Here is a 13352-nt window from a genome sequence, read left to right as displayed (position 1 = left end):
GGTGAACAAAGTATGCCTATTTTAGAAATAAAGGATGTTACGAAAGTATATGAGGGCAAGGTGACGCATCGTGCACTCAATCAATTAAGCTTTGAGGTTGAACAAGGCGAGTTTTTAGCAGTAATGGGTCCATCAGGAAGCGGCAAGACGACGTTATTAAATATTATTTCTACGATTGATGAACCAACGAGTGGGGAAATCATTTTAGATGGCATGAACCCGCATAAGCTAAATGCTACTGAGCTTGCTTATTTTAGAAGAAGACAACTCGGCTTTGTATTTCAGGATTTTAATTTATTGCATATGCTTACGGTTGAAGAAAATATTGTATTGCCGTTAACGCTCGATCAGCAGCCGTTAGAAGTAATGGAGGAGCGTCTTGCAGGTATTGTAGAAAAGCTTGATTTAACGTCCTTTTTGCATAAACGTCCCAATGAAATTTCAGGTGGACAAGCACAGAGAACCGCCATTGGACGGGCGCTGATTCACAATCCGAGCCTTATTTTAGCTGATGAACCAACAGGGAATTTAGATTCGAATTCCTCGCGTGATGTCCTTGAACTATTAACAAAAATTAATAAAGAAAAACAAACGACAATCGTGATGGTGACACATGATCCAATCGCCGCAAGTTATTGTGATCGTGTGCTCTTTATTAAGGATGGGGAATTTTTCAATGAGATTTATCGTGATGATCGACGTCAAATGTTTTTCCAACGAATTTTAAATGTATTGAGCTTACTAGGAGGAGGGCAAGTAGGTGACCTTTCGACAATTCGCTTACCGTAATGTCGTACGGAACAGCCGTATTTACGGTGCCTTTTTTATGGCAAGCTTTTTTTCTGTGGCTGTATTTTTTATCTATTCAATGCTGATGTTTCATCCAGATATTGAACGAGGTATTTTAGGAGAAGTATCGTTAGTCGGCATGATTGGTGCAGAAATCGTACTTGTCCTCTTTACTTTGTTCTTTTTATATTATTCCATGAGTGCCTTTTTAGAGGCGAGATCCCATGAGTTCGCTATATTATTGCATCTTGGGATGGAAAAGCGCCAAATGAACAAACTTGTCTTTTTAGAAACGATGATTATTGGCTCTGGTTCGATTATTGTGGGCATTATTTTTGGCTTCTCATTTTCAAAGTTTTTCTTTATGATTGTTCGAGAAATTTTACATTTAGAGAATTTACCGCTCTATGTATCTTGGCAACCTTTTTTACTTACGATAGGCGTCTTCACAAGTGCTTTTGTGGTTATTTCGTTTATTAGCGTATATTTTACACGTGAGAGAAAATTGCGAGATTTAATCAAAGGGAATGATTATTTAACTAGTGTGGCTAGTTATTCAAAGATTCGCGCAACATATGGTGTTATTTTGATTTTAGCAACGTATGCATTGGCAGTGATTGTTTCCCATACGACGATGATAGGTTTAACTTTATTGATTCCTTTCTCGGCAACATTTGGAACGTATTATTTTTTTAGTGATTCAGTACCGTTCTTTTTAGAAATTGCTCGTGGGAAACGTAAATTTCATTGGCGACGTTATCGCTTATTATCTTTAGCCGAGCAGACACATATTATGATGGATAATGTGAAAATGTTCTTCGTTGTTACAATGGTTTCGACACTGGCGTTTTTATCAGTCGGTGTTTTAGCTACAATGTCTTCTTATACGACGCAATATGACCGATTAAATCCATTAGGGCTTATTTATAAAGGAGATATTAATAATCCGTTTGAGGCTGAGCATATCAATTCTTTGCGTATGCAGTTAGAAGACAAGGGTTTATCCTATCATTTATCCCGTTTTCTTGTTGTCAAGCAAACATCCTCCTTTACACACAATGAGGTGGAAGTATTCCGCGAATCTGATATGAATGTTTTGTTGTCTTCTTTTAACTATCCGTTAATTGATTTGGCGTCTGGTGAAGCAGTGTTTATACCATATTCCGAAGAGTCTTTGAAGAAACTTAAAAATATAGTAGTCCATACAATTTTAGAAGAAAACGAAATTCCAATTACCATTGATAGTGTATATCCTAAAATCGTATTCCCAGGTTCCATTGTTAGTGTAAACTCGATTGTGATCAGTGATGAAGACTTTGGGAAGCTTGTAAAGCCGATTACTAGTAAGGACGCTTTGCAACCCGTCTATCATTTATTTACATTCGATATTCCACAGTGGATGGAGACGAAGGAAATTGGCAAGGACATAGTGGATGATGCCTCAACGGAATATTTTTATAGTATAAAAAAGGGCAAGCATAGCCCATTTTATTTTGAAAATGCAGGATTAAATTATTCTTATATATTAGCTACCTACTCATTATTTACATTAGTTGGTGTTTTAGTGGCCACTGTATTTTTACTAGCTGCTGGTAGTTTTATTTACTTTAAATTGCATACCTCACTTGAACGAGAAAAGCGGAAATTTGATGTGTTAAAACGCATGGGCTTAACAGATATTGAGTTGAAAAAGCTAGTCAACCGTCATTTATTCCCACAATTTTTCTTACCGTGGGGCGTTGCTATGATGCACAGTGGCTTTGCTTTCTTTATGGTACAAGGCATTTTAAAGGACATTGCTAATATTTCAATTGTTAAAGAAGTGTTCTTTGCATTTGGCTTTTTTGTCCTAATACAGGTTATCTATTTTTACTTAATTCGTTGGCGTTACATCTCCCATATCCGTTCTTAAAAATACGTACAAAAGAGAAAAAAGTGAATTTTTTAAAGGTAATATTGACACGAAATAAAAAGTTTCATTGTTTTTTAGATATATTTCTTATATAATATTACTGAATAACGATTCATTTTATACGATAAGGGGATGGTGTAATTGAATTTAGTTTCATGTGTTCGTCAACAAGCAGCAGAGCTGCCGGAAAAAATTGCGTATCATTTTATGGGGAAAGATACTTCATATGGGGAATTTGAGCACACAGTTGGCCGCTTTGCACAGGGGTTACAAGATTTAGGGGTACAAAAAGGGGACCATGTGGCGTTTTTACTCGGCAACACGCCACATTATTTAATCGCTTTATATGCAACGATGCGTCTAGGAGCAACAGCAATTCCTGTGAATCCAATCTATACGCCAGATGAGATATCTTATATTTTACGAAATGGCGATGTTAAAGCGGTTATTGCACTTGATGCATTGCTTCCATTAGTAGAAGTAGGTGTACAGGCATTCCCAGAAGTAGTGACATTTGTCGTTTGTGAAACAACAGCAGATATAGCTGAAAAAATAGCGGCTTTATCGGAAGAGGCAAAAGCGAAAACACATTTATTTTCGCATATTGTTGCAAGTGCCACTAGATCGTTAGAACCGGTAGACATCGCACAAGATGATACGGCTATTATATTATACACTTCGGGAACAACAGGCAATCCAAAAGGTGCCATGCTGACACACGGAAATGTTTATTCAAATGCACGTGATGTCTCAACGTATTTAGGGTATCGAGCAAATGATCGGATTATTGCAACATTACCAGTTTTCCACGTGTTTGCATTAACAGTCGTAGTCAATGCACCATTGATTAGTGGAGCAACCGTTTTACTTACACCTCGCTTTAGCCCAAGTGAAATTTTCACATTGGCGAGAGAGCAACAGGCTACTGTCTTTGCGGGTGTGCCTACGATGTATAACTTTTTGTATTTATTACCAGAAGGCAAACCGGAAGATTTTTCAACAATTCGTTTAGCCATTTCAGGGGGCGCATCATTACCTGTTGCACTATTACATAATTTCGAGAAGAAATTTAATGTACGTGTATCAGAGGGCTATGGTTTATCAGAAGCTTCACCTGTAACATGTTTCAATCCATTAGACCGTGAGCGAAAAGCTGGCTCTATCGGTACATCGATTAATAACGTTGAAAATAGAGTGGTCGATGTTAATGGTATAGATGTTCCTGTCGGTGAAGTTGGTGAGTTAGTTGTTCGTGGTCCAAATGTCATGAAAGGCTATTATAAAATGCCTGAAGAAACGGCGATGGCCATTCGTGATGGTTGGCTTTACACAGGGGATCTTGCAAAAGTTGATGACGAAGGTTATTTCTATATCGTCGACCGCAAAAAGGATATGATTATTGTTGGCGGTTATAATGTTTATCCGAGAGAAGTAGAGGAAGTTCTATTTGCTCATGATAATATCGTAGAGGCGGCAGTTGTTGGCTACCCAGATCCTAATTTTGGTGAAGCAGTACATGCATATATCGTACTCAAGGAAGTAGCGGCTACGACAACAGATGATATTTTGGCCTATTGTGCAAAGCATATGGTGAAATATAAAGTGCCAAAAGTTGTGGAAATATTAGATGAGCTTCCCAAAAATACAACAGGTAAAATTTTGCGTCGTACGTTAAAAGAAAAAGTATAAACGAATTGATAAGTCAGGCCCACCACAAAAAAATTTGTGGTGGGCTTGTTGGTTTTGGAACAGCTACCTATTAAATTATCAGAATTGTTTGGGTGTCTGGCACTTACGGTGAAATAAGTTGAGTGCATTGAGCTGGAGTGATAAAATCAGTCATGTGTAATCCTTCTACATACTTTAAAAGGGCTTGTCATATAGTAGGGGAGTAGTAACTTGTATACTTTGTTGTATTGTTTTGGAACCCTTTTGTGCGCAACAACGTCCAAGCTATTAAGAAAAATTAAATTGAAAGAGAGCATACAAAACCAATGATAGGACTCATCCAAGAGTTAATAAGTTTTATAATGCATATTGATGTGCATTTGGAAGAAATCATTCGTGATTTTGGTAATTGGAGTTATCTTATTCTATTTGCCATTGTCTTTGTTGAAACAGGTGTCGTGATTTTCCCATTTTTACCGGGTGACTCATTACTTTTCGCAAGTGGTACATTAACAGCTGCAATGGGCGCCTTTGACTTATGGATACTAATTCCTGTATTTTTGGCAGCAGCAATTTTAGGGGATACAATGAATTACCATATCGGTCATAAAGTTGGGACATCGATTCCTCCGAAAAGTTTTTTAGGTCGGATTGTTAAAAAAGAACGTATGGAAGCAGCGGAGAAATTTTTTAACACGCATGGTGGCAAAACAATTGTAATTGCTCGTTTCATGCCTTTCATTCGTACGTTTATTCCGTTTGTTGCAGGGGCAAGTAAGATGCATTATAGCTACTTTTTACTGTACAACATCGTAGGCGCTGTTTTATGGGTATTCAGCTGTACACTCCTTGGATATTTCTTTGGTAATATTCCAATTATTAAAGATAACTTCTCAGTAGTGCTTATTTTAATCATAGTTATCTCAGTTATTCCGGCTGTTATTGGCGCTTTTAAATCTAAATTTGGTGGGAAATAAAAAGATGCCTCAGATAACATTTGCAGGCTGACACTAAAAGAAAATTATGTTAAGCATCATTTACACAGGCTAGCCCTACCACTATTTTTGGTGGTAGGGCTTTTTGTTATTTCCATGGTAGGAGGAAAATCTATGTTAACTTTAAAAAATCTCAACTATAGTGTCCGGCATCAATATGAAATATAAAATCTTAAAAATTTACTATCACAATGCAAAACTGTAGGATGCTATTGTCCAACCTGTTACTTTTGAAAAATCAGTATAACACCCTTTTTAGTAAATGTTGCGCAAGGTAAGCAAGTAAAAAGTAAAAGCAAATTTTTAATATAGATGAATAAAGTAGTAATGCTTTATCTTTTTTAGTAATAAAATGTAAATTATATAGGTAAATGCTAGTTTCTCAATAAGAAAAATTTATTATAGTGTTGAAAAAATAAGCGTAAGGTAATGAAAAGTGCTATAATAATTACTAGAAAATGGTGAATTGGAGGCAACGAAATGGAAGTATTCATCGGAAGACAGCCAATCTTTAATCTTCATGAACAGGTCGTTGCATATGAGTTGTTATATCGAAACAAAAATGTAAATTCATTTCCTGATGTCGATTCAGATGCTGCAACAGTGGATGTGTTAGTGAACTCATTTTTATCAATTGGTATTGAAGAGGTAACGAAAGGTAAGCCTTGTTTTGTTAATTTTACGGAAAACTTGCTTATGAGTTCAATCGATGAATTTTTAGATCCTTCGCAAGTAGTAATCGAGATTTTAGAAGATGTACCACTAACACCAAATCTAGTTAAGCGTGTCATTGAGCTGAAGTCGCATGGGTTTAAAATAGCGTTAGATGATTTTATTTTAAAAGGAAATGTACCAATATATGATACGCTTTTCCCGCATATTGATTTAATTAAAGTGGATTTCTTAATATCTTCTTTAGTTGAAAGAATGGAAATAGAAAATATGGTAAAGGAAAATTTCCCCCATATTAAATTGCTTGCGGAAAAAGTGGAAACACAAGAGCAATATAGAGTCGCCAAGCATTCAGGCTATGAGTTTTTTCAAGGTTACTTTTTTGAGCAACCTCAAATCATTAAAGCGATGGATATTCCCGCAAATGCCATCCAATATTTTCATATAATTTCGCTCTTAAAGGAAGAAGAACCGAACGTTCATCTGTTAGCAGAAAATATTGAACGGGACATATCGTTGACGTATAAATTATTACAAATGATTAATAATTCTAGTAAACGTTCAAAATCGAAAATACGCTCCATTAAGCAAGCCATTTTATTACTTGGCTTAGCAAATCTTCGCAAGTGGATTTATTTACTAGCTCTGCGTGAATTCGATGGTAGGGCAGATACAGATCTTTTTCAAGAGTTGATGCAAACATCTTTGTTCAGAGCAAAGGTTTGTGAAAAATTAGCCAAACGCAATTATAAGCAAAACTTTTCTGAATACTTTTTAGTTGGGATGTTTTCGTTAATTGATGCGATCTTACAAAGACCGATGAATGTTATTTTGCAACAATTACCTTTTTCAGAGGCGATTACAGAAACAATATTAGGTGGTCAAACAGAGATGACACCTTATCTTGAATTTAGTATTGCGCTTGGAAAATTAGATTGGCAACGATTAGAAGAATTAGCATCACAAATTAATATTGAAATGGCAAGTATTGATCTTTTATATAATGAAGCACTAGAATGGGCAGAAACATCATTATAATTAGGGAAAACGACAGTTATAGGAGTTGTAGCAAGAGGTGACTCCTAGCGAAAGGTATTCCGCACGCAAAAAAGAGGGATGTGTCCTTATGGTGCGGAAAGTGCACCTGTAGCGGACATCAATGGCTGAGAAAAAGTGTTAGATTGATTGGGATCAATCTAGCACTTTTTCTCATTTATTCCAACTACTTTCTCTTTATCAAGATGAAGTTCTCAACGTGAAAACTATTTGCTATAATCATGTCGTCATCTTTAGAAAAATCTGATAGTTGAAGTGGGCGTGAGGAAATGAATCAAACACAAGATGTAAGGGCAAGTATTGTGGAATATGTTTATGTGATTGTTGGTGCCGCAGTTGTGGCAATAGGTTTTAATGTCTTTTTACTACCAAATCAAGTAGCGTCAGGTGGAGTTAGTGGCATAAGTACCATTTTACATGGTTTATTTGGCTGGAATCCTGGCCTTGTACAATATGCATTTAATATCCCATTGTTTCTAGCAGGAGTAATAATACTTGGTAAAAAGTTTGGCGTCAAATCTTTTATTGGGACAATAACATTACCGTTGATTGTGTTATTGACAAATCACTGGGAGCCGTGGACAGATAATCCTTTACTTGGTGCGCTTTTTGGGGGAATTGTTGTAGGCTTAGGAATAGGACTTGTCTTTAAGGGGAATGCTTCTACTGGTGGCACTGATTTACTAGCCCAAATTATTACAAAGTATACCGGATTATCGCTTGGTACAAGTGTACTATTAATTGATGGAATTATCGCAATTAGTGCGGCAATTGTTTTTGACTTAGAAAAAGGGCTCTATGCGTTAATTGGACTGTACGTCACAACGAAAACGATTGATATTATCCAGTTAGGTTTTAGTCAATCAAAAATGGTTTATATTATTACGTTAAAACAAGATGAAGTGCGTGATGCGATATATGCTGAAATTGATCGTGGTGTGACAAAGTTACCTGCAATTGGCGGTTATACAGGAGAAGCACGACCCGTTTTAATGGTCGTTGTCTATCAAACAGAGTTCACAAAGCTGAAACAACTCATTAAAAACGTTGATCCATCAGCGTTTGTCATCGTTTCTGATGCTTATGAGGTGTTAGGTGAAGGTTTCAAACGTGCATAATTTTGGTATAATAGCTTGGAAAGATATTCATTTACTTAGGAGGGGTACTAATGAAAAAAGCAATGTTAACATTAGTGTTCGGTTCAGCGATTTTCTTAGCAGCATGTGGTGGTGGCGGAGATAAAGCAGCTACAGATAACAAAGATACTGCTGCTGAACCAGACGGTAAAGCAATCGCAATGAAATCATGTGTTTCTTGTCACGGTGGCGAGCTACAAGGTATGGGGAATACACCTGCACTAAACAATGTAGGTTCTCGTTTATCTGAGCAAGAAATTTTAGACGTAATTAACAATGGTCGTGGGGCTATGCCAGCTGGACTTATTAAAGGTGCAGATGCTGAAGCCGTTGCAAAATGGTTGGCTACACAAAAATAATACAATGAAAAAAAACTAGCGGTTCTGGAGACCGCTAGTTTTTCTATTTTTATCATGTGCATAAGCTTTCTGAGATAGTTTTACATTTGTTATGTACAACCTTTAACTAGAAGTAAGTATAATAGTGTTACTAATCATCATGCACACAAGTGTAAATTCATTTCTTTTATACATAGGCATGCTAAAATAAAACAATATTCAATTCGTTTGAATGGAGGCTGCAAATATTGGTCGTAGTATTGACAAGAGATGTAATGGAAAAATTTAAGCTAGAGTTATTAGGCGGCGAGGAAGGTATAGGAAGAACAATTACCACAAGTGATATATCTAGACCGGGGCTTGAAATGGCTGGTTATTTTACGCATTATCCTGCTAATCGAGTACAGCTACTAGGGAAAACAGAGCTTTCCTTTTTTGAAATGTTACCAGCGAATGTTAAACTTGAGCGTATGCGATTGCTATGTTCACAGGATACGCCTGCTATTATTATTTCGCGTGATTTAGAAGTACCAGATGAGCTTATTCAAGCTTCAAACGAAAAGCATGTACCTGTATTTAAAACTCACATGACAACAACGAAATTTTCGAGTAGGTTAACCAATTATTTAGAGGGACGTTTAGCACCTATGACAGCGGCACATGGTGTGTTAGTCGATGTATATGGCATCGGTGTGCTTATTATCGGAAAAAGCGGGGTTGGGAAAAGTGAAACAGCTCTTGAACTAGTAAAAAAAGGGCATCGATTAGTTGCAGATGATTGTGTGGAGATCCGTCAAGAGTCGGAGAACTTTTTAATAGGGAGTCCGCCACCGCTGTTAGAGCATTTATTGGAAATACGAGGTATTGGTATTATCGATATCATGACACTGTTTGGGGCAAGTGCTGTACGACCATATAAACGTATTACCTTAATTATTGAGCTAGAAATATGGGATCCAGACAAGGTTTATGATCGTTTAGGTTTAGAAGAAGAAAAAATGAAAATCATTGATACGGAACTAACAAAACTCACAATTCCAGTACGACCTGGACGAAATGTATCTGTAATCATCGAAGTAGCGGCGATGAATTACCGTTTGAAGAAAATGGGTGTCAATGCAGCGGAAGAGTTTTCAAGACGCTTAGATGAAGTCATTGCTTCATCAGATGAGTTAGATGATTAATGGAAAACGGATTGTAACATATTGAGAGGAGCATAAGATGGATTTATTACTATTAGACATTAACCCGGTCGCCTTTCATTTAGGGCCAATACCTGTACGATGGTACGGACTTTTAATTGTGTCGGGGATAATATTAGCATATTTTGTTGGACAACGAGAGGCGGTAAAACGCGGATTACCTGAGGATTTTCTAGCTGACTTATTATTATGGGCAGTGCCGATTTCCATCGTTTGTGCGCGCATCTATTATGTTTCTATGCGTTGGGATTATTATAGTGAAAATCCAGGCAATATTATTGAAATTTGGAATGGTGGTATTGCGATTCATGGTGCGTTATTAGGTGCATTTGCGACGGCTTACATATTTACGCGGATAAAAGGGGTAAGCTTTTTACGAGTAGCTGATATTGCAGCACCAAGTATTTTGATTGGTCAAATTATTGGTCGTTGGGGCAACTTTATGAATCAAGAAGCATTTGGCGGCCCAGTGTCACGTTCATTTTTAGAAAACCTGATGCTACCGGATTGGATTATTAATCAAATGTACATTGAAGAACTAGGCACATATGTCCATCCTACATTTTTATATGAGTCTGTTTGGAACTTCATCGGTTTATTAATATTACTGGCATTACGTAAAGTGAATCTAAATCGCGGTGAAATTTTCTTTAGCTATTTAATATGGTATTCAATTGGTCGCTTCTATATAGAAGGTTTACGTACGGATAGTCTTTATTTAGTAGGAGACTTGCGTTCGGCTCAGGTTGTTTCCATTATCGGCATTGTGATAGGTCTTGCGGCAATTATTTACCGCAGATTGAAGGTAAAGCCTGCTGTGAAATATTTGGACAATAAGTAAGGAGTGGAAAGTATGGCTGTAAAGGCATTGCTTTTTGATTTTGATGGTACACTATTAAATACAAATGACTTAATCATACAATCATTTATGCACGTGTTAGAAGAGAGATTTCCCGGGCAATATTCGCCAAAAGATTGCTTGAAATTCATGGGTCCGTCATTAAAACAGACATTTAGTGTTTTAACGCCAGGAGAAGAAGATGAAATGATAGCAAAATACCGCGCTTGGAATGAACCGCATCATGATGAGCTTGTCACAGAGTTTCCTGATGTTGTGTCAACTTTAGAGCAATTAAAGTCAATGGGGATTAAATTAGCCATCGTCTCAACAAAGCGCAATGCGATGATTGACCGAGGGTTGAAGATCCTAGGTGCTAGTCATCTATTTGAGGTGATCGTGGGAACTGATGATGTCCAACATGTGAAGCCTGATCCAGAGCCAGTTTTACTTGCTCTTACACGTCTTGGTGTCGCAAAGGAAGATGCCATTATGATTGGTGATAATTCACATGATATTGAAGCTGGACACAATGCGGGTGTAAGAGCTGCGGGTGTCGCATGGTCAATTAAAGGGGAGCAATATTTACAGCAGTTTAATCCAGAATATCTATTGCACCATATGAAAGATTTACTTGCTATTGTGAAAGAGGGGTAAAGGCATGGCGCGTAAAACGGAAAGATATCGTGTCGAAGGAGCAAATTCGCTATGGAATGTATATGATACGGTGTCCTTTTGGAAGGTGATGAAGTGCTTCATTGTCATTCAAATTGGACGCTTCACACCTTTTTTACGCGTGAAGAACTGGCTGTATCGCACTTTTTTAAAAATGAAGATTGGTGACCAAACGTCTTTCGCTTTAATGGTCATGCCAGATACGATGTTCCCAGAACGTATTCATGTCGGCAATAATACAGTGATTGGCTTTAATACGACAATTTTAGCGCATGAATATTTAATTGAAGAGTATCGTTTAGGAGATGTCCATATTGGCAATGAAGTAATGGTTGGTGCCAATTCAACCATTTTACCAGGAGTGACAATAGGGGACGGTGCTATTGTGTCTGCGGCAACACTCGTACATAAGGATGTACCAGCAGGTTGTCTAGCAGGTGGCAATCCGATGCAAATTATTTACACTGCGGAACAGATGGCGGAGCGTAAACGAAGTGAAGTTGTCCAATGGTGCACGCCGAAAAAGTAAAGAAGATGAAAAGTGTTAGATTGACTGCAGGAACTGACCCCATTAGGTATAGACAAATAAAAAAAGCATCTTCGATTGAAATTCGGGTATAGATACTTAAATTTCAATTTGGAGGTGTTTTTTCTATGGGAACAAGAGTGAGTTATCCCTATGAATTAAAAATGAAAGCGATTAAGATGCGATTAGCGGGTGTACCTGTCAAACAGATTCTATTGGAATTAAATATACGTCATAAAACACAGGTCGAAACATGGGTGCGTTGGTATAGAAATGGTGAAGTCAATCGTTTGAAACAACCTGTAGGCAAACAATATATATTTAATAAGGGTCCTGAACCGGACAATGAACAAACGAAATTAGCATTGGAAAACCGTTATTTAAAGCAACAAATTGAGGTGCTAAAAAAGTACGCAGAGTTGGAGAGGAAGTGGTTGGAGAAGTAGCTGTACAGTTAGTTGCGTCACTAAGAAGCATGATGTCTGTAAAGGACATTTGTAAACACTTTGGGATTGCACGATCTACCTACTATCGTTGGAAACAGGCATCAACCGATGCAAGGTCTCGTCAAGCAATAGAGAGACGTATCGGTGAACTCTGTCGAGCAAATAAATTTCGCTATGGCTACAGAAAAATTACAGCACTTTTACGTCAAGAAATGTGCGTCAATCATAAAGTGGTTCAACGTATCATGCAAAAATATGGTTGGCAATGTCGCGTGAAAGTGAAAAAACGGAAACGAACAGGACAACCTTATGCAATCGCAGCAAATTTATTAAATCGCGATTTTGAAGCCACCGCACCGTTACAGAAGCTCGTAACTGATATTACCTACTTGCCATTTGGTCAAAAACAGTTGTATCTTTCAAGTATTCAAGATTTATATAATGGTGAAATTATTGCCTATTCGATTGGAGACTGCCAAGATACTGATTTTGTGCTGGATACATTAGCTCAACTTCATCATTTGCCCGAAGGGTGTACGTTGCACAGTGACCAAGGGGCGGTATACACATCGTATGATTATCAACAGGCCGTAAAAGCAAAAGGCATTACCATGAGCATGTCCCGTAAAGGTACGCCCGCTGATAATGCCCCAATCGAATCGTTTCATTCTGTGTTAAAGTCTGAAACATTCTACTTAGACAATTTGAACAGTACTACGACGGCCATCGTAGAACAAACTGTCAAAGACTATATAAACTATTATAACAATAACCGAATTCAAACGAAACTAAACAACCAGTCGCCGGTTCAATATCGACAACGGGTTGGGTAATGCTTTTTTGTTTAGTGTCTTATATATCGGGGTCAGTCCCGCAAATCAATCTAACACTTTTTTGCTATGGCGTTATTGTACGCTACGGCGGTGCTTTCCGCTCAGCACAGTAAGCCACAACCCTCGCTAACGCGCAAAAATGCCAGCGTCTTACGTTGTGCGCGTTCTGTGCAGGAGTCACCGCCTTCGCTACCAACAACTAGTGAACACTTCTAATTTATTGCAAAAGCAAGAATAGCTAAGTTCTCCATATAGCGAAAATTTAT

At 37.6% G+C, this 13352-nt stretch carries 12 protein-coding genes; all 12 read left to right on the top strand.

Annotated features, from left to right (window positions below):
• Window positions 1-12 precede the first annotated feature (12 nt).
• The 12 genes from I5435_RS18820 (at window position 13) to I5435_RS18765 (ending at window position 13086) form a co-directional block, all read left to right on the top strand.
• Complete coding sequence (locus I5435_RS18820; protein ID WP_024363876.1) at window positions 13-789, top strand: ABC transporter ATP-binding protein; 777 nt, start codon at window positions 13-15, stop codon at window positions 787-789.
• Window positions 761-2701, top strand: a complete 1941-nt coding sequence (locus I5435_RS18815) for an FtsX-like permease family protein (RefSeq protein ID WP_024363877.1) — start codon at window positions 761-763, stop codon at window positions 2699-2701. The genes I5435_RS18820 and I5435_RS18815 overlap by 29 nt, the downstream gene beginning before the upstream one ends.
• Before the next feature lie 141 nt (window positions 2702-2842).
• The gene (locus tag I5435_RS18810; protein WP_337982770.1) at window positions 2843-4390 is read left to right on the top strand and encodes a fatty acid--CoA ligase family protein; all 1548 of its coding nucleotides are present in this window, start codon (window positions 2843-2845) and stop codon (window positions 4388-4390) included.
• A 308-nt stretch (window positions 4391-4698) separates the two neighbouring features.
• Window positions 4699-5346, top strand: a complete 648-nt coding sequence (locus I5435_RS18805) for a VTT domain-containing protein (RefSeq protein ID WP_370510660.1) — start codon at window positions 4699-4701, stop codon at window positions 5344-5346.
• 498 nt (window positions 5347-5844) lie between these two features.
• Window positions 5845-7074 (top strand): EAL and HDOD domain-containing protein, encoded by a 1230-nt coding sequence (locus I5435_RS18800; RefSeq protein WP_337982769.1) that lies wholly within the window; start codon window positions 5845-5847, stop codon window positions 7072-7074.
• Window positions 7075-7361: 287 nt separating this feature from the next.
• The gene (locus I5435_RS18795; RefSeq protein ID WP_025220496.1) at window positions 7362-8210 is read left to right on the top strand and encodes a YitT family protein; all 849 of its coding nucleotides are present in this window, start codon (window positions 7362-7364) and stop codon (window positions 8208-8210) included.
• A 50-nt stretch (window positions 8211-8260) separates the two neighbouring features.
• On the top strand, window positions 8261-8587 hold the full coding sequence (gene cccB, locus I5435_RS18790; RefSeq protein ID WP_024363882.1) for a cytochrome c551: 327 nt from the start codon (window positions 8261-8263) through the stop codon (window positions 8585-8587).
• 227 nt (window positions 8588-8814) lie between these two features.
• The gene (gene hprK, locus I5435_RS18785; protein ID WP_024363883.1) at window positions 8815-9750 is read left to right on the top strand and encodes an HPr(Ser) kinase/phosphatase; all 936 of its coding nucleotides are present in this window, start codon (window positions 8815-8817) and stop codon (window positions 9748-9750) included.
• 37 nt (window positions 9751-9787) lie between these two features.
• On the top strand, window positions 9788-10609 hold the full coding sequence (lgt, locus tag I5435_RS18780) for a prolipoprotein diacylglyceryl transferase (protein WP_025220495.1): 822 nt from the start codon (window positions 9788-9790) through the stop codon (window positions 10607-10609).
• 12 nt (window positions 10610-10621) lie between these two features.
• Entirely contained in the window at window positions 10622-11263 is a 642-nt protein-coding gene (ppaX, locus tag I5435_RS18775; protein WP_231785054.1) for a pyrophosphatase PpaX, read from the top strand.
• 4 nt (window positions 11264-11267) lie between these two features.
• Window positions 11268-11810, top strand: a complete 543-nt coding sequence (locus I5435_RS18770; RefSeq protein ID WP_024363886.1) for an acyltransferase — start codon at window positions 11268-11270, stop codon at window positions 11808-11810.
• A gap of 125 nt (window positions 11811-11935) precedes the next feature.
• A protein-coding gene (locus tag I5435_RS18765) for an IS3 family transposase (RefSeq protein ID WP_337982768.1) occupies window positions 11936-13086 on the top strand; the annotation gives its coding sequence in 2 pieces (ribosomal slippage) (window positions 11936-12209 and window positions 12209-13086; 1152 coding nt in all).
• Window positions 13087-13352: the final 266 nt, after the last annotated feature.

This window comes from Lysinibacillus sp. C5.1 (assembly GCF_016350185.1).
GTDB lineage: Bacteria > Bacillota > Bacilli > Bacillales_A > Planococcaceae > Lysinibacillus > Lysinibacillus sphaericus.
The sequence above is the reverse complement of the archived record's forward strand: the minus strand, read 5'-3'. Positions and strand labels throughout refer to the sequence as shown.